Origin of the sequence: Priestia sp. 40, from assembly GCF_049368575.1 — a bacterium.
Classification (GTDB): domain Bacteria; phylum Bacillota; class Bacilli; order Bacillales; family Bacillaceae_H; genus Priestia; species Priestia zanthoxyli.
This window is the reverse complement of the sequence record NZ_JBMPZA010000012.1, coordinates 63,089-81,154: the sequence shown is the minus strand read 5'-3', so window position 1 is coordinate 81,154 and position 18,066 is coordinate 63,089. Positions and strand designations below refer to the sequence as shown.

General features: G+C 36.1%; 17 protein-coding genes. 4 read left to right on the top strand and 13 right to left on the bottom strand.

The annotated features are described in order from the left end of the window. Positions 1–18: 18 nt before the first annotated feature. Positions 19–477, bottom strand: coding sequence for a MarR family winged helix-turn-helix transcriptional regulator (locus ACO1DI_RS13235; protein WP_013057155.1), 459 nt, complete (start codon positions 475–477; stop codon positions 19–21). 400 nt (positions 478–877) lie between these two features. Here ACO1DI_RS13235 and ACO1DI_RS13230 point away from each other — a divergent pair, with 400 nt between their 5' ends. Further along, positions 878–1,840: a VanW family protein gene (locus ACO1DI_RS13230; RefSeq protein ID WP_423145362.1), complete on the top strand. Its 963-nt coding sequence runs from the start codon at positions 878–880 to the stop codon at positions 1,838–1,840. 43 nt (positions 1,841–1,883) lie between these two features. On the opposite strand, the gene mbcS is transcribed toward ACO1DI_RS13230, so the two are convergent. The 5 genes from mbcS to ACO1DI_RS13205 form a co-directional block, all read right to left on the bottom strand. Next, the gene (gene mbcS, locus ACO1DI_RS13225; RefSeq protein WP_208732280.1) at positions 1,884–3,464 is read right to left on the bottom strand and encodes an acyl-CoA synthetase MbcS; all 1,581 of its coding nucleotides are present in this window, start codon (positions 3,462–3,464) and stop codon (positions 1,884–1,886) included. Positions 3,465–3,620: 156 nt separating this feature from the next. Next, positions 3,621–4,319 carry a hypothetical protein gene (locus tag ACO1DI_RS13220; protein ID WP_014459981.1) on the bottom strand — a complete coding sequence of 233 codons (699 nt, stop codon included), beginning with the start codon at positions 4,317–4,319 and terminating at the stop codon, positions 3,621–3,623. A gap of 1,506 nt (positions 4,320–5,825) precedes the next feature. Beyond that, positions 5,826–6,506: an immunity protein Imm33 domain-containing protein gene (locus ACO1DI_RS13215; protein ID WP_423145361.1), complete on the bottom strand. Its 681-nt coding sequence runs from the start codon at positions 6,504–6,506 to the stop codon at positions 5,826–5,828. Between the two features lie 396 nt (positions 6,507–6,902). Further along, positions 6,903–7,253 (bottom strand): hypothetical protein, encoded by a 351-nt coding sequence (locus ACO1DI_RS13210; protein WP_423145360.1) that lies wholly within the window; start codon positions 7,251–7,253, stop codon positions 6,903–6,905. Positions 7,254–7,698: 445 nt separating this feature from the next. Further along, complete coding sequence (locus ACO1DI_RS13205) at positions 7,699–7,998, bottom strand: hypothetical protein (RefSeq protein ID WP_074897354.1); 300 nt, start codon at positions 7,996–7,998, stop codon at positions 7,699–7,701. A 72-nt stretch (positions 7,999–8,070) separates the two neighbouring features. Between ACO1DI_RS13205 and ACO1DI_RS13200 the strand changes: the two genes are divergently transcribed. Together ACO1DI_RS13200 and ACO1DI_RS13195 are read left to right on the top strand one after the other, a co-directional pair. Then, positions 8,071–9,210 carry a lipase family protein gene (locus ACO1DI_RS13200; protein WP_423145359.1) on the top strand — a complete coding sequence of 380 codons (1,140 nt, stop codon included), beginning with the start codon at positions 8,071–8,073 and terminating at the stop codon, positions 9,208–9,210. Continuing rightward, entirely contained in the window at positions 9,207–9,521 is a 315-nt protein-coding gene (locus ACO1DI_RS13195; protein WP_423145358.1) for a WXG100 family type VII secretion target, read from the top strand. Before ACO1DI_RS13200 ends, ACO1DI_RS13195 begins: the two co-directional genes overlap by 4 nt. Positions 9,522–9,895: 374 nt before the next feature. Here ACO1DI_RS13195 and ACO1DI_RS13190 read toward each other — a convergent pair whose 3' ends face one another. Both ACO1DI_RS13190 and ACO1DI_RS13185 read right to left on the bottom strand, forming a co-directional pair. Next, a complete protein-coding gene (locus ACO1DI_RS13190) occupies positions 9,896–10,909 on the bottom strand; it encodes a hypothetical protein (protein ID WP_226556318.1) in 1,014 nt (337 codons plus the stop codon). 213 nt (positions 10,910–11,122) lie between these two features. Further along, entirely contained in the window at positions 11,123–12,526 is a 1,404-nt protein-coding gene (locus ACO1DI_RS13185; protein WP_243549366.1) for a glutamate decarboxylase, read from the bottom strand. 238 nt (positions 12,527–12,764) lie between these two features. Between ACO1DI_RS13185 and ACO1DI_RS13180 the strand changes: the two genes are divergently transcribed. Next, positions 12,765–13,286 carry a hypothetical protein gene (locus ACO1DI_RS13180; protein WP_014459972.1) on the top strand — a complete coding sequence of 174 codons (522 nt, stop codon included), beginning with the start codon at positions 12,765–12,767 and terminating at the stop codon, positions 13,284–13,286. Positions 13,287–13,344: 58 nt separating this feature from the next. On the opposite strand, the gene ACO1DI_RS13175 is transcribed toward ACO1DI_RS13180, so the two are convergent. From ACO1DI_RS13175 to ACO1DI_RS13155, 5 genes are all read right to left on the bottom strand, one after another. Next, positions 13,345–13,656: a hypothetical protein gene (locus ACO1DI_RS13175; RefSeq protein WP_115654000.1), complete on the bottom strand. Its 312-nt coding sequence runs from the start codon at positions 13,654–13,656 to the stop codon at positions 13,345–13,347. A gap of 116 nt (positions 13,657–13,772) precedes the next feature. Beyond that, positions 13,773–15,734, bottom strand: a complete 1,962-nt coding sequence (locus tag ACO1DI_RS13170) for a GTP-binding protein (protein ID WP_243556772.1) — start codon at positions 15,732–15,734, stop codon at positions 13,773–13,775. A gap of 116 nt (positions 15,735–15,850) precedes the next feature. Continuing rightward, the gene (locus ACO1DI_RS13165) at positions 15,851–16,099 is read right to left on the bottom strand and encodes a hypothetical protein (RefSeq protein WP_423145357.1); all 249 of its coding nucleotides are present in this window, start codon (positions 16,097–16,099) and stop codon (positions 15,851–15,853) included. Between the two features lie 238 nt (positions 16,100–16,337). After that, entirely contained in the window at positions 16,338–17,132 is a 795-nt protein-coding gene (locus tag ACO1DI_RS13160; RefSeq protein ID WP_048020790.1) for a formate/nitrite transporter family protein, read from the bottom strand. A gap of 191 nt (positions 17,133–17,323) precedes the next feature. Further along, positions 17,324–17,668, bottom strand: a complete 345-nt coding sequence (locus tag ACO1DI_RS13155; RefSeq protein ID WP_243556770.1) for a DUF2294 domain-containing protein — start codon at positions 17,666–17,668, stop codon at positions 17,324–17,326. Positions 17,669–18,066: the final 398 nt, after the last annotated feature.

Below are 18,066 nucleotides of genomic sequence, written 5' to 3'. Positions count from 1 at the left end.
TAGCCGCTTTTTTTATATTTATTGCTGTAATTTTTGAGATATTTTTTTCATAATGTGAAAGTATTGATCTCTTTCTTCTTCTGATAAGTGTGAAAGTAAATCTGACCAAAAATCGACACGAGTAGCTTGCAATATTTCGACAACTTTTTCGCCTTTTTCCGTCAACTCTACCCACACACTTCGGCGGTTTTGCTTTTTATATATACGATTCACAAGCTCATCATCTTCTAATTGATTTAATACAATGGTGATAGCACCAGGTGAGAGCCCAAGTACTTTTGTGATATCGCTAACAATACAGCTTTTTTTATCGTGAATCGTCTTTAAGATTGCCTCTTTTGTTGAAGTTAAATGGTAGGGAAGCAAATCATATTTCTCACCGATTACGGTGTTTTTATATTTTAAAAGAGCTTCTTTTACATGATCTATACTTTCTAGCTGATGACTAATCTCTTCTTTGCTATAACGTTCAGTCAAGCGTAAATCCTCCTCATAAAACAAATTCCATTTTTACCATTATACCATGTATAATGCCCATAGAAAAATGAACAACACCGCGAAAATTGTCAGAAAAATTTTAAAATAATTACCATAATTCGTTAAAAAATCCTTGTTTTCGTGCTATTATATATAAGAATAGTAATAATAGGAAACGCATACAGCATTTGTTTTCTATTGAGTTCATAAGAAAAAATGGGGTCTATGAACATCATTCCGCTTTACCTCATGTGTTGAACAAAGAAAAAAATATAAAAAATGGTGATTATTCACTTTGACATATCGTCTTTTATAAGATGTTTGTATAAAATGAATGTATACATATTTTTATAGAAAAAACATATTGAGGTAAAGCCGAGATATGGGGGGATTCAATTACATGAAGAAAGTCTTAGGGGCGCTTTTGCTTGGCGCGACAATTGTTAGTGCGTTTATTGCGTACAGCATGTATACCAATCATTCTGCAAAGCAAACAGCCGCGATAGAACAAAAACAAGCAGCGAAAAAAGCAGAAAAAAAGACTGAGAAAAAGAAAAAACCAGTCCTTAAAATCGAAGACCTGACGTATCAGTTGAAAGATTCCCGCACAGGACAAGTAATGAAAGAATTCAAGCCGGTTCATTACAAGGATAAAGACGTATACGACCAAGAAATTAAGCAATTAGCGTCTGAGCTGGCAAAAGGGATCGATACGCCTATGCAAAACATAAAAATGGATGCAAATGGATCGTTAACCGGCGGGTCCAAACAAATCATTTTAAAAGAAGCAGAGCTTGTTGAAAATCTGCAGAACTTAAATACGAAACAATTGGATGTGAAGGTTCCGGTTTACGAAACCGCTCCAAATGTAACGGCAGCGTCTGCTCAAGGGATCGCTGATGTATCGCTAGCTTCGTATTCTACACGTTTTCGTCCAAGTGATACAAGTCGAAACAGAAATGTTCAGCTATCAGCAGAAGCAATTAATAACGTTGTATTAGGTCCAGGAGATTCATTTTCTTATAATCAAACAGTTGGGGAGCGCACAGCAGAAAGAGGCTATCAGCCTGCTCCTGAAATTATCAACAAACAGCTGGTGATGGGAATTGGCGGAGGAATCTGCCAAACATCTTCTACGCTATTTAATGCGATTGACGGTGCTGGTCTTCAAGTGACAGCTAGGTCTCACCATTCAAAACATGTAGGTTATGTACCTGCAGGAAAAGATGCAACCGTATCGTGGGGAGGACCTGATTTTAAGTTCACAAACAACAAAGATTACCCTGTCATCATTAAAGCATATGCAAACGTAAATACCGGTATTTTAACGGTAGATGTTCGTACTTCACAGCGTGCTATCTAATAAAAAAAGACGTATCCTAACAGATACGTCTTTTTTTCATTTATTATGCTTTTTGTTGCTCGCGTTCACGAAGTTCCACACGTCGAATTTTACCTGAATTAGTTTTTGGCAATTCATCAATAAATTCAATTACGCGAGGATATTTGTAAGGTGCAGTTAAAGTCTTTACGTGATTTTGCAGCTCTTTAATAAACCCTGCATCTGTTGTTTTTGCATGATCGACAAGAACCACATACGCTTTTACAACATGGCCGCGATCAGCATCTGGGCTAGCTATAACGGCACATTCTTTCACCGCTGGATGCTTAATTAATGCATCTTCAACTTCAAATGGCCCAATTGTATAGCCGGAACTGATAATGATATCATCTCCGCGTCCTTGGAACCAGTAATAGTTATCTTCATCTTTAGAAGCGCGGTCGCCTGTTAAATAGTAGTTTCCTTTATACGTTTTCTCAGTGCGCTCCATGTCTTTATAGTAGTGCTTGAAAAGAGAAGGGAGGTCTCTACGAACGGCAATGTCTCCAACTTCTCCAGGCTTACAAGGCTCGCCGTCTTCATTAATGATTTCTACAAACCCTTCAAGCATCGGTTTACCCATTGAACCAATCTTCGTTTTTACACCTTTTAAGGTACCGATTAAAAGAGTATTCTCCGTTTGGCCGTATCCATCACGAACTTGGATATTAAAATATTTTTTAAACACATTAATCACTTCTTCGTTTAGCGGTTCTCCGGCAGAGACAGCGCTATGAAGGTGAGACAAGTCAAAACGTTCAAGCTCATCAATTTTAGCCATAAAGCGATACTCTGTTGGCGTGCAGCACAGTACGTTTACTTTTTCATCCTGTAAAATTTCTAAAAACTTTTTAGGTTCAAAACGTCCGTTATAGATAATGCCCGTTGCACCTTGTCCAAGTACAGATAAAAACGGAGTCCAAATCCATTTTTGCCAACCAGGACCTGCTGTTGCCCAGACCGTATCGCCTTTTTTAATATCTAACCATTCAGCAGCAGCGATACGAAGGTGAGCATAAGCCCATCCATGAGTATGAACAACGCCTTTTGGCTGTCCTGTTGTACCAGATGTATAAGGAAGGAATGCCGTATCATCCTTAGTTGTTTTAGCTGCTTGGAACTGTTCTGATGCATCCGCTGTAAGTGACTCTAAGCGCGTCCACGACGTAACATCAGCACCAAATGTAATTTTATGTTGTAGAGAAGTAGGGAAGTTTTCAATCTTATCGATCTCATTGCAGAAAGGATGGTAAGAAATAATCGCTTTTGCTTCAGCGTGATGTAAACGATATTGGATATCTTTTGCGCGTAATAGTTCTGAAGAAGGAATTACAATAATACCTGCTTTTAAGCATGCTAAGTAAATAGCATACGATTCAATAAGGCGAGGTGCGATAACCAACACGTGATCACCTTTTGTTAAGCCTAGATCCGTTAGCCCGTTTGCTACTTTGTTTGCTTTTGCTAACAGCTGGTTATATGTAATTTCTTCACGCACACCGTCATCGTCCTGCCACTTTAGCGCAAGCTGATCGGATGCATGTTTTTCAATTTCCTCTGTTAAGTTGTAATGTTCACTTGGAACTAAATCTTTTAGTTGAATCATAAAAACGACTCCTTATATTATAGATATCAATGATTTTTTATCATTACTATTATTATATTACTAACTATTAGTACTTGCTACTAATTTGTTTTGGGTTTTAGTAAAAAAGCAAAAAAAGACCCGCTTGTCTTATTACGACAGCGGGTATAACGTATGTTATTTAAATAAGCTCCATTTTGTATGAATAGGTACTAGCTCTTCTTCAGACTCGTCCTCTTCGTATAAACCACGTTCTTTTAAATACTCCACAAAATATAAGTCTGCTTCCTTACGTTCATCATAAGGCTTAATCGATAAAACAAACCCTACTTTATGCTGATCTTCATTTTCAACGCCTGAGAGATACGCTTTTACATTATGCTGCAAGAATAGCTCTTTAGCGGGAATAATTAAGTCCTTGACGAACTTTGACAGTAATTCTAACTCAAAGTCGAAGGTGAACTTAGCAATTTTTTCTAGATCTGCAAATACCACGCCGATAAAACTCGTATTATGTATTTCGTAGTCTTTCGTTTTTTCATCCCATTCAATATGTCCGATTTCCTTTAAGTAATTAATAAAATACCCAATGCCTTCATCGCGGCCAAAAGGCTGTTTAGAAAGAACCAAACCGATCTTTTTGTACTTAGGCAGATACACGCATGAGATAGCGGCTTCAACTTTATGCTGTTGAAATAAGTGCGTTGCCCCTTGAAGCAAGGCATCTAAGACATGATGGGTAATTTTCATTTGTTTACGAGGAAAGTGATATTCGTTGCGTGCTAATTCATCTGTATCAGCAAACGTTGCTCCAATAAAGCCTGTATTGGATAGGGTAGGAGGGAGCTTCTTTCTTTTTCTTTTTCGTACCGTCATTCAAAAACACTCCTTGTGATCATCAATACGATAAAAAATAAATCGAACATATGTTCTTATCTAATGATACAAAAAATGTGTCGAAAAGTAAAGAGAAGTTAACGGAGAATTTGAAATTTTATAATAAAAGTAGCTAATGATCTTAAAACGTAGCGGTCATTAAAAGATGGAAAAGAAGAGGGTGAGCAAAAAAATAAAAGGCTGCAGATGAAAAGCATCCACAGCCTTTTATATATTCATTAACGAGCTTCTGTTAAAGCTACCATATCTTCATCATCTAAATCGATATCTACGTGACAATCCATTGTATGAATTGTTTTATCTTCATGATTTCCATAATAAATTGTAATGTTCATGAGTATCGCTCCTTTAAAACTGGATAATGACATCCAATTTATACCGTCATCTATTTGTTTAATATTATACCCGATGAAAAAGGAAACTACAACTAAAATCACTAAAAAGCTGATAGGAAAGGGGTTTGTTGTGATTTTAACATAGAATCTTATAGAATAAAAATACTAATCAGTGTATTTTATTACAGAAAATACGAGGTTTTTACTTTTATAAATGAATAAAAATCCATTTAATGCAAACATATGTACTAAATGAAAAATATACGTTCAGTAGCAAATAAATCCTTAAGATATCAAACACAAACAGATTTCATCGTTTTGTAAAGGGTTCATTGAGAATACGATGAGAAAAAATGAATGAGTGTAAAACTTAATTTCTATAAGTAAACTCATTCATTTTTCAAACTCTCTAAATATAATCTAAACATCAATCGAACTGATCAATCCTGAAAATAAACTGGTGAAATTCATATGTATTTCTATAAAATCATATCTACAATTGTTCAATTAGAACAAATCTTGTTGATAATTAGTTTAGTGAGTCGATTGATATAAATATAAACCTTATCTCATTTTTTAAATTCTGTCTCACTATCATAAGTATACTTTAGAAATGAGACAGAATTTGTGTTTTATCTATTGGTTCCTAGAATATATATTATGTAAACTAGAAAAAGAAATAAAATCATTGAGGTCTCCCTTACTCTTAAATCCTTAGAATACCTATCATCTTTTACTTTTTCCTTAAAGTGTGTAAGTTCTCTTTCAAGTCAGCTAGTTTTTGCTTTTATAAGTTTAATTTGCTGGCTGTAAACAGAACTCTTAAAAATCGCCTAAATGACGAACTTTAAGTCAAATGAATTAAATTATGTACAAGCTATGGATTATATCTTAGAAATGGTTAAAATGGCCGCTCACTTAATCGCAATTGCCTGAATACGCCAGTACGTATCATTTTATATGTAATTAAGTAATTTCCTTATGGTTTATCCTAGAACTTTACAATTTTGCATCACAAGTTTACAGTAGCTATGAATCAGTGTGATAGTAGTTGATTTAATGTAGAAGCGCAAAAAAAAAGGAAAAAGAATAACTTCTTCCCCCCCACCCGCTTGTCATACAAACTTTTCAAGTTACTAGTTTCAAGGCTTCACTCACTAAGGTATGTTTCCCAATCGTAGTCATGAATTTTATCAAATTGCCCAAACTCATTTCTTTCGTAAGCACATAGCGGTGATTCATTTATAAAAGCTAAAATTGAGTCATCAACATTTAAAACGACTCCTAGAGCTACAATTTGAAAATTATCTGGATTACTGTTGAACTCATCTTCTTCGTGTCCGCTAAAGATAACCCATCCTGAATCATTTGGTTCGTTTGGTTTATCTTTTAACAAAAAATTAAACTCGTTTCTTTCTAAAACATCATTGCTAACTGTTACGAGGGTATCAAAGTAATAGTCCATCTTTGCAGCATCATCGTCTTCATATTCAGTATCACAAATATGTTCAGTATCGAAATGCAGGGTTTGACCAAGTTTTAAGCTCTTTAAATGATAAGGTTCATTATCAAGCTTTCCAAAAAAGTTCTCTTTGTTTCTATCCGTAATTTCCACCCACATTCTTTCTCCTTTGTAACCAGCTTGATCTGAATCACTAAAGAAAATTAACTTCACTAGGTCTCCCGCTTTTAATTTATCCGTCACCGCTTTGCTTGGCTTGTAAAATGTATAAGGAGATTCTTTATTTCTTTTGTAAACATTATCTAATTGCCAAGGTGTATTATCCTCATTTTTTTTATTGTTAGAATATTTTTTGAACCAATTTTTCATACAATACATTACCTCTTTGATTTATATAATTTAAATTTCTTTAATTGGATTCTAACCCTTGAATAAACGAATCTATATAAGTCAAATCTGTTTCAAATTCAAACTTTAGTTCGGTTCCCCAGCCGGCAAGATACTGTATAAACCCATCTACACTAACGTTTTTTCTTCTATTAAGACAACTCTGCAAATAGATAGTTAGAAAAATAATTTTGTCCCATAAAAGCTCCTTCGTTTTTTCTCTTTGCTCCCTAGTTAAGGGAATCTAAATTTACGTTTTAATACTCTTTAGGATTCATGATGGTGTAAACTTTTATGTTCTTTTCCTTACCCCCTATAAAGTGAGCTTTTTGTCTTGTATCTAGCCCTCTAAGGGTTCCGCTTAACTTACCTATTTTTTTAACACTGCTCTCTCCTGGTTTCCAACTGTATAAAGTTCCCCCCCTTGTTGTATGGGCTGTAAAAATAACTATATTTTCCTCTAATACTTATCGCTTGTGATCCATGTAACGTTCCAGGAGTTTGATGTGAAATGAAGGAATTTTTCTCGGGATTTACTTGAATTAACTCAAAATCTGTATATGGATATAACCAAAGTGTTGTATTTTCACCTCTGCAAATTGCATAACAATCTTCAATGGACGGAGCATCTGGTAAATGAGAGTGATATTGAAAAGTTGGTAAACCTGTATGATCAAATAATACTAACCCTTCTGTTGATATCCCTTCACCAAAAAACGCCTTCGTCAAAATAGCTGCACCATATTCCTTCTTTACTAACAGCTATGTCTTGTACAGCATTTCCACAATAGAATGACCGCATGACTTCTCCCTCAATATTCATAATAAACAAATTGTGCTTTTCTCCCTTGGTTCTGGGATTCATTATCAAAAAATGCTTATGATCAATCCATCTGACAAAAGGATAGTTTATTTTTAAACGTGGATAAAGTGTAGTACCGTTTACAGACAGTTCGAATTTATTATGGCGTTTTTGAACTAAGACCAGTCCATATTCATCTTTGTAATCTGCATTAATGATATTTAAACAAGTTTGACGAAGTCAATGCTAAGTCATTACATATTGTCCTAATCTAACCTGCACAGTTAGAATAATCGTAGCTACTATTGATAATGTATTTCACAAGCAAAACTCCCAGGTATACGTAACTACCGGGAGTTTTGCTTTTTTTATTTAATTCTCCGCTGTTCCCTGTACTCTATAATCATCACCATAATCAATGATAACTGCTAGTTCTTTCTTCTTCCCCTTTTCATGTCCATTAACAGCTACAGTTGTTACCCCTTGACCATCGAAAAAATCTACACTAGTAACAATAAAATCCATCTTCTCTTCTACTTTCATGTATTCCGAAGCTACATGTGAAGCAGTTTCCTCTATCTCTTTCATATCTTTGTCGTCCTCCCTGCCACATCCTGCTATTAATAAAGTTCCAATTATAAAAATAATGCCAAACAATTTCTTTTTAATCATCCATATCTCTCCAAATTCTTGGAAATTCTTATATAATAGAATTATACACTAATAGGGAAAGAGGCTTCAATTATGATTACAGATATAAGGGATAGAACCTATAGGGAACTAAGCGGCTTTGCCTATGATATTAAGCCAAGGAAATCCTATACTATTAACTATGAAGATGGTAAGGAAAAATGGACGGTAATTCATAATAAAAAATTCAAAATACATGATGTGGATACTGGTTTTGATGCATTAGTTGTCAAAAACGAAAAGAATATTGTTATTGCCTATCGTGGCACTGAAGCAAACTCAATAGAGAATGTTAAACAAGGACGCGCATGGCCAGACGTTAAAACAGATTATACATATATTGTTCGGGGTAAGACAGTTGATCGTCTGGGGTTAAATATTGAATATGACAATGGTGAATTGTCTGTTGATTTCCACGAGAAGAATCAATTCCGACAAGGAGATAAACTTGTTCAAGATGTAAAGAAAGAATATCCTGATCACAATATTAAGTTAACAGGACACTCTTTGGCTGGTTCCGTTGCATCTTATGCAGCTGCTAAAAATAATGTAGAAGCTGTTACGTTTAACGGGCCAAGTGTTATCAACCTGCTTCCTAAAGATTTAAAGGAGAAAGCAGTTAAGGGAGAATTTGATAAACAAATCGTAAATTACATTCACCCTAAGGACTCTATAAGTTCTGGAGCTGTTAACCCTTATAAAAGATACATTGGTTCCGCATATTACATCGGTTCTTCTTTTGATCTTGCGAACTCAAAAAACAGATACAATCCTGTTTCAAGAGCATGGGGTTCACTAGCTGGAGAAGGTTATCATGCTATGAAGCACTTCAAATTTGATAGTGTAGGCAATTTAGACAACCCTATTCTTACCAACGTTCTAACTGGTCAGTCTTTAGCACAGTCCCCTAGATATACTTCTGGAGAAATGGCAACAATCAATGTTATGCCGGAACACTTAATTAATTTAGCGAGTGAGCTCGAAGGATATGTGTCACGTGTTGAAGAGCTTTGTTCTTCCTTTAAACGGGATGCAACAATGTTAGATGGTATTCAAATATCTGAAGGTGTCGTGAACGAAGTAATTGGACAAGCACATAATCTTAGTAGTTGGTTTGCTGAGGATACCTCTCGAATGACAAATAACTTGAATGCTGCAGCGGCATCATTTGTGGAGGCTGATGTTTTAAAATGATAGACGAAAAGAAATTAGAAAAATATAAAAGAGAATTAGAGGATTTGGATACGTTAAGTACAAAGTTAGACTCTTTCATTTCCAACCTACGCGCCGAACAACTACTAGTAAAAAACAAAGTAGAAGAACTAACTACTTGGAAATCCGGTAATGCAAAAGATGCCTTTCAACAGGAGATGGAGTCCTATTTTGATACATTTACTAAAAAAATTGACGCTCTGGAAAAGGCTGAAAAAAAAGTTAAACATGCTAAGACAAAAGTAAAGCATATGATGATGCTTGAAGAAATACCTACTGGACCAAAGTGGTAACTGGTTGTAAATGCAGAGCTTAACTCAATTTGCAGCCCTTTATACATGAACCTGTTGTAATATTTTTATGGAAAACCCCTAGAAGTCATATTCCCATATTATAAGAAAATTATATTTCTTAGCACCTTGAATATAAGCTTTAAGCTTCGCATCCCCTGTTCTACGACTCTTGAAAGTGAAATGAACTATAAAATGAAGCGTGGAACTGATAAGCTACTTGATAAATTTGATAAACACGGCATCAGCCAAATATATGACATTCATCGTAAAAATACGTGTAAAAAAATGTGGTTCTAAAAGAGCCTACTTAGTTAAGTAGGCTTTTACCATGCAACCCCCTTTTAGGAACGCTTCTTTTAATAAAGACTTTTTATTTAGTAACCATCTAGCGTAACATCAGTAATGGACCCATCACTAGGACTTACTTGATACCAACCTTGTGTAGCTGTATGTTCTTCTCCTGTTTCTTCATTATCCACAACATTTTCATAAACATGGATAATATAGTTTCCTGAGTCGTCAAGGTGATCATATGCTACAAAGAAAGGTGAATCTTCAGATATGCCTTGTTGGTCACGAACTAGCTGGATAGCTTGCTCTTGGGAAACTGTTTGTTCGGCTGGTTCCTCTTCCTCAAGGGCTTCTGTATCTTCTTCTTGCTCTGATTCCGATTCTGTTTGCACCTCATCTTCTAAAGAAGCTTCAGCATCAGCTTCTTCCTCATCCGCTTTTGCCTGAGCTTCCTCTTCCTCCTGCTGTTTCTTCTCTTCTTCTGCTAAACGTTCTTCTTCCGCTTTGCGATCTGCTTCTGCCTGAGCTTCAGCTTCTGCATCAGCCTTGGCCTGCGCCTCTTCTTCTTTTTGTCGGTCATCTTCTAGCTGCGCGTAGTAATCATCTAATTCTTTTTCCATTTGTTGCTGTTCAAGGTCTGATAATTGCTTTTGTTGTTCTTGGATTTGGTTTTGAAGCAAAGCAATTTGTTCTTCTGAAGCATTATCAACAAAATTGATGTTTTCTACATAATCACCACTGGCGTCAAAATTAACTTCCATCATACAAAAAACATTTTGCTCTTGATTAATCCCGTAGTAAATATACTGATTGTCACCTACTTGGATATACTGATAACCATTCATTACGTTTAATAAGTAATCGCGATCAGCTTCTTTAGAATTAACTGCTTTTTTAATGGTTGATGCTTTTGTTTGTAATGTATTCGGCGATGATTCTTTTACAGCCGTTTTATTGCCATTTTCTTTCGTATGAACCGCTGTTGATTTCTCTGTAGGCTCTTCTTTTTGCGATACAGTCTCACTGGACTCCTCGCTACAGGCTGCTAGCAATATAGCTAACAGTGGAATACCAAAAGCAAGTTTCAACATTTTCATAGACTATTATCCCCTTTTTTTATCTTTTTTTAGGTTTTATATAATTCTAAAGGACTATAAAACCTTAGGGGTTATTATACCAAAATTAAGAAAATATAAGAATATTTTCTTGTTTAATTTATGGTATTTTTTTGAAAAGATTATCTTTTTATGCATAAAAAACACAAAGCCATGTATTTTTCATAACACGGCTTTGTGTTTTTGTAATCGATGTTAATGATGAAATCCATTGTCGTATTTCGTGTCTTTAAGAACAGGTCTATCCAATGAGTTAAGAAATTCAACGGCTTGTTTGAAATTAACCATAAATAAATGAGCAAGGTCTCTTGAAAATCCATTTCTAACAACAATGCGCATGATTGTGATTTCTTCCATGTCTGCTGGGAGTGGATAACCAGGCACTTGCCATCCATACGTGCGTAATTGTCTAGACAAGTCATAAAGAGTCCAGTTTGGCGTGTATCCTTCTTTTAGTTTCCAAGCAAGAACCGGGATATCTGAACCATCGGCGATAATTTCGAATGCTTCCATTTCTCCAATTTCTTTGCTGAGAAACAGCGCGTTTTCTTGGGAGGTTTTTTGCACGGCATAATAGCCCTCTTTACCTAAACGTAAGAAATTGTAGTACTGTAAAAGGACTTGTGCTCCTGGTCTAGAGAAGTTAAGCGCAAATGTTGGCATGTTGCCCCCTAAATAAGAAACGCGGAAAATAAGATCTTCAGGCAAGTCCTCTTTTTCTCTCCAAATCACCCACCCTAAACCAGGATAGACTAAACCGTACTTGTGTCCCGATACGTTAATGGACTTTACTCGCGGCAAGCGGAAATCCCAGATAAGGTCTGGTTGAAGAAACGGAGCGATAAAACCTCCAGAAGCAGCGTCTACGTGGATAGGAATATCTAATCCTGTCTTTTCCTGCAACTCATCCAATGCTTTTGCAATAGCAGCAATTGGTTCGTAAACTCCTGTATACGTCACTCCAAGAATCGGTACGACACCAATTGTATTTTCGTCAACCGCATTAATGACGCCTTCTGGATCTAAATAAGGATGATCTGCATTAATGTTCACATAACGAGGCTCTACGTCCCAATAGTTTGCGAACTTCTCCCACACCACTTGAACGGATGAACTAAATACAATGTTCGGCCGGTCTGTTGATAGCCCTTTACTTTTACGCAGTTTCTGCCACCGTCTTTTTAACGCCAGTCCACCAAGCATACAAGCTTCAGATGAACCTGTAGTAGAAACACCCATCGTTGTATCAGGATTAGGTGAATTCCACAAATCCGCTAAAATACGTACACATCTCTCTTCAATAGCCGCTGTCTGCGGATACTCGTCTTTATCAATCATATTTTTATCAAAAGACTCTCCATACAAACGCTTTGCATCAGGTTCCATCCAAGTAGTAACAAACGTAGCTAAATTTAAGCGGGCATTTCCGTCTAAAGCAATTTCGTCATGAATGATTTGATAAGCTGTTTCTGGAAGCATACCTTGATCACCGATACGCAGCCTTGGAATCGTCACTTCTCCTTGTCGAGAAAAAAGCGGATTAACAGGAAATTCATCAGGTAGGTTTTTTTGTTCACGATGCGGGTGCCATTGAGGCATAAAGTATCATCTCCTTATGTATGGTGCACTTTGAATATCTAAAAATTACTTTACGTTTACCTGGTGCTATAACAAGCAGGTCTCCTTTACACATTATGAGCTTTGAAACCTATTTTCATTCTTTTCATTATCCGTAGCACGTAAGGACGAACTTTATTTAATAATACCCATGAAAATGGTCTTACCAAACTCAAAAGGTGTAAAATATGGTAATATATTGTAAAAGGAGGTTTTTTAAATGGAGAAACAAGGGATTATCTTGCAAGATAAGTTTTTCGAGTTAGGCGAATCTCCTATTTATAATGAATCACAAGACGTTATCGGAAATGTCGCATATAAGTTATCTATTGCTAATAAATTTGAGATTTTAAAGGACGAAGAGATTGTATTTACAGGTAAATCTAAAATGTTTGCCCTTATGCCAAAGCTGATCATTTCAGATCACCACGGAAATGAAGTTGGCGTGATTCAGCGGAAATTCACTTTTTTTAAAAAGAAGTATCTTTATATCAGAAACGATGGCGATACATACGAAATTACGGGGAATATAACAGATCGCAAATTCGACGTTTTGTGTTCCGGTGTCCCTGTCATTCAAGTCCGCACACTTTCTTCGTTTCTGTCATTACGTCCTCACACGTTTGCTTTAGAATTTCTTGAACCTGATCTTGATAAATGGGAAGGAATTGCGGTTGTACAAGGCGTAAGGATGATGGTGAAAGACGAAAACAGCAGTACAGCTACTGCTCCGGCTCAATAGTGGTTATGTGATATAAAAAAACGAACAAACTTTATATTGAAGTTTGTTCGTTTTTTGATTAAGGACCGAATACTAACGTACCGATGACATGGTAGCCAATTGGTACAAGAAACAAGATGATATTTAAAATAATCGCCCATAGACAGAGCTTGTCTTTTTTTATAAAGAAACCAATAATTGCAGGAACAATCATGAGCGGAACTAAAAAGATAGGAGCTACAATAGGCAGTCCTTGAAGTTTTTCAGCCGCAATAAGTCCTGTAAAAAAGTTAAGGATCAATAAAGTATTAATAATGACATATAAAAGTGAAATTCCTCCGAGAATTCCACCTATTATCCCGCTTTTAGTTGTTTTAACAGTAGTATCCATGCTTCTATCACCTCATTTATAGAAATATAAGTAAACTATACTATAATGTGGTTTTTATTGTAAAGGTATGGAGAAAACAGCTGAAGAAAGCACTGTAGCGATTGCTACAGTGCTTGTTATAAACAGTGCATTTTTTCCTCTGCTTCTTTCCAAGAAACCGTATAGCCTTGTCCTTTTGCGCAAAAGACGGACGATGAGCTGTATTCTGAATCCGCATCTTTATTGTAGCGGATTCGTTCAATAACTTCTTCTTCATTATGACAGTGTTCATACCCTCCGAATAATAGAGACATCGACCCTTTTCCGTGCGTAAAAGATGCTAACGTCGAACCGTAGTTCATAAAAGTAGCAACAGGAACTTTTCCTGTAATAATCGCTTTGTTTTCGGTTGTTTGAGGAGAATCAAAACGGCCGTGTGCGCTTTGAACATCAGCTAATACCCGCCCCATTTGATCAATATCTACTTTAATTTTGAAATCATAATACGGTTCTAGCACAATATTTTTGGCTTTTTCTAATCCTTGTCGCAGTGCACGGTACGTTGCTTCTCTAAAATCACCTCCGCTTGTATGCTTGTTGTGAGCTCGTCCAGTACATAACGTTACTTTTAGATCAGTAATAGGCGAACCTGTCAGCAAACCGTGATGAGGCTTTTCAAATATATGCTGACGGACTAGATTTTGATACCCAACAGATAAATCATCGGTGTGACAAGCATTTTCAAAGGTAATTCCGCTGTTTCGTTCCGCTGCTTCTATTTTCAAATGAACTTCTGCATAGTGTTTCAACGGTTCAAAATGTCCGTAGCCCATCACTGTATTTTCAATGGATTCTTTGTACAAAATTTCTGGTTCTTCAAACTGTACGTTTATATTAAAACGTTCCTTTATCAGTTTTTCGAGAACTTCAAGCTGAATAGCTCCCATCACATGAATATGAAGCTCTTGAGTCCTTTCTTCCCACGTCATATGTAAAGAAGGATCTTCGGCATCTAATAGTTGAAAAAGTTTAATTCCTTCTTTTGGATGAACAGAAGGCTCAAAAACAACTTTTGATTTTAACGTAGGCAAAAGTTCATAGGAGCGGATTTCTTTTAACGTTCCAAGACCGTCTCCAACGGATGCGGAAGTCAATCCTGTAACTGCAAAAAGTTCGCCGGCTGAACCTTCATTTACGTTTTTGAATGTGCTTCCGTTATAAGCACGAATTTGAGTGATTTTTTCTTCGTATAGCTCTCCGTTTTTTTCATAAGCCACTTCATCACGCACTTGCAGTGTCCCGCTTAGAGCTTTGATAAACGTGATGCGCATGCCGTTTTCATCGTGCCGAATTTTATATACACGCCCTGAAAATGCTTCTTCCTGCGAGTAGTGAGTTTCTGTTAGCAAATCGAGCTTTTCTAAAAAACTTTCAATACCGATGTCTTGCAAAGCTGAGCCACAAGCACACGGGAAAATCTGATTGGCTTGAATAAGCTTTTGCATAGCCGCTTTCCAATAAGCTTGATCATTCTTGCCTTCCATAAATGCATTTAGAAGTTCTTCATCTTTTTCAGCTGTAAATTCAATAAGTTCCTCACTTAACGAGCCGTCTATAAGCTCTGAAGTTATGTCAAAAACATCAGGGGTTAAGTTATGTTTAATATCATTTATAACACGTTCAGGATCTGCTCCTACACGATCGATTTTATTGATGAAAAAGAATACGGGCACACGATGTTTTTGAAGCAGCTGCCAAACCGTTTCTGTATGCCCTTCCACTCCCTCGACTGCGCTTAAGATAACAATCGCATAGTCCATCACTTGAATAGAACGTTCCATTTCAGGTGAAAAATCGACGTGGCCAGGTGTATCAATTAAATAATAAGTAGAACCGTTATATGAAAAAGTTCCTTGGTCAGCAAATACCGTAATGCCCCGTTCTTTCTCAATCGTATGAGTATCAAGAAACGAATCTTTGTGGTCAACTCTTCCTCGCTGTTTAATACTTTTTGTGTGATAAAGAAGCTGCTCGGAAAACGTAGTCTTCCCTGCATCCACATGCGCTGCAATACCGATTGTTTTGTTGAATTGTTTCATTGTTAAATACCACCTTACTGCTGTATGTATAGCTGTTACTTTCTATTTTATAATAATCGTAAGAAAAAGTGGATGACAAAGGCCTAAAACTGCTCACATCAAAAAAGAATGCGTGATTAAACATCGCATTCCTTTTTTTTACGGTGTTTAATATCTTTTCTGCCTTTTGCTATAAAAATAGCTGCTATAAGGCACCCAATTCCAGCTAAATGCATGATGTTATTACCTGTCGCCCCTAGACTGTTACTAGTCAAACCAACTAAAATACTACCAAGTATAATCAATAAAACAGCAAGCATGAACTTCATTTTTTCACTCTCCGTTAGCGTTAGTAAGTTATTAAATATGATTTGCATATGAATCATATAAAACAGTAAGTAGTACTAGATATTCAATTGCGAATGTATTAATCAACATCTAGTTAACCATAATATTATTATGAAAATAATAGTGTGGATTCAAACGCTCATGGTACCATATTCTAATCGATTTATATGTTATCATACATAAATTGTTAAAAGTACATTTTTTCACCTTTCACTATCAAAAAAGCAGCCTCTTTACTAAGAGACTGCTTTTTTAATGACAACTGATAAATCCTGATTAAGAAGCTTTTTTTAATCGTTCTTTTTGTTTCTGTTGATAAGAAGAAAAATAAATAAGGCCTACAAATACAGCTCCACCTATCATATTTCCAATAAAGGTAGGGATAATATTTGTCATAAAATCAATCCATGTAAAATGACCTGCAAAAATAGCGGCGGGAATAATAAACATATTGGCTACAACGTGCTGAAAGCCAATCGCAACAAATGCCATAATCGGAAACCAAATACCAAGAATTTTCCCCGTAACGTCGTCAGCGCCGTATGAAAGCCAAATAGCTAAACATACAAGCCAGTTGCAGCCCACGGCAGAAATAAGCGTTTTAAAAAATGAGTCGTCAATTTTAGCTTGAGCAATTGCTACCGTTTTATCTAAAAAAGGCCCCGTTTCTGTTAACCCGACAATATGTCCAAAGAAATACGCAATAAATACGGCACCTAAAAAGTTAGCAAGCGTGACCCAAAACCAGTTATGAAGCAAGTGACGAAGCGAAATTTTTCTTGCATACAGGGCAATGGAGACAGACATCATATTCCCCGTAATGAGCTCTGCTCCCCCAAGTACTACCAGCATAAGACCTACAGGAAAGACGGCCCCTCCTAAAAGATTTGATAAACTTCCCCATTCAGCTGGTAAATTACCAATGACGCGCACATCTAGTAAAAAACCAAGCGCAATAAATGCGCCTCCTAGAAACCCAAGCATAAGAATAGAAGAAAGGGATAACTTCGTCTTTGAAACCCCCGCTTCTAAAGCGATGTTTAACATTTTATCCGGCTTGTGAAATGCCATAAAACTCCTCCTTAATTAAAAAAGGCAGCACTCAAAAACACCTTTTACACAAGGTTTTTGAATGCTGCCTAATAATCCTGCACTTTCTTTACAATATATCAGTCATCATTATTTATAATAAAACTAAATAAAAAACAAGCAGATCCTACTTCTCTTTCATTTAATTAAATTATGTATTTTGCGTTGTTCTTCTACTGAATATTAGTTTCAAACACAAACACAGAAACAGCAATATCTTCTTCCACTTTGATATCAGAAAATAAGTACTCCAGCTTAGCTTCTAACAAGTCTTCAAGCCCCTCTGGAGGAGATGAAGCATAAAGGTTTTGAATAAGCTTTGTTCTTGCCATATGTACCGTCTCTTTACCTTCGGTTGTTCTCGCGATAAATTTTTCAGCTGGCGTTAAGTTGCCGTACAAAGTTGAAATAGCCATATTTTGAACAAATACAGTATGAATTCGTTCTGGACCTTTTCCAAAAAGTTTTTTGCGCAGCTTTCGGATAATATCATTAAAATCATGTATTTTCTTAGACACTGGTGTATGCCTCCGCTTATCTCGACTATGTCTATCCTGCTCATTCAAGTTTTCAACTAAGAATAAGTTACATTATACATGACGACGTTTACATTGTATACAATGTATCTGTTTTATCCCCGCTAATCCAAACAATCGCAAAATCATTACGAAATGATAAAAAAAATCCTCCACTTATTAAAGTGAAGGATTACCTTTATATCTCTACTCAAAGGTTACAAATGAATTCTCAGTTATCAAAGAAATAACTAAGAACTTTGACAAAATAGCATGTCAAAATAGTCAAGTGGTATGTTTGTACCAGTAGTTAATGCTATCACGTTAAAGTCATGGAATCCACTTAGTTTACTTTCATAATACTTTATTTAATTTAAATAGTCTTTTTTGATAGGTAACCC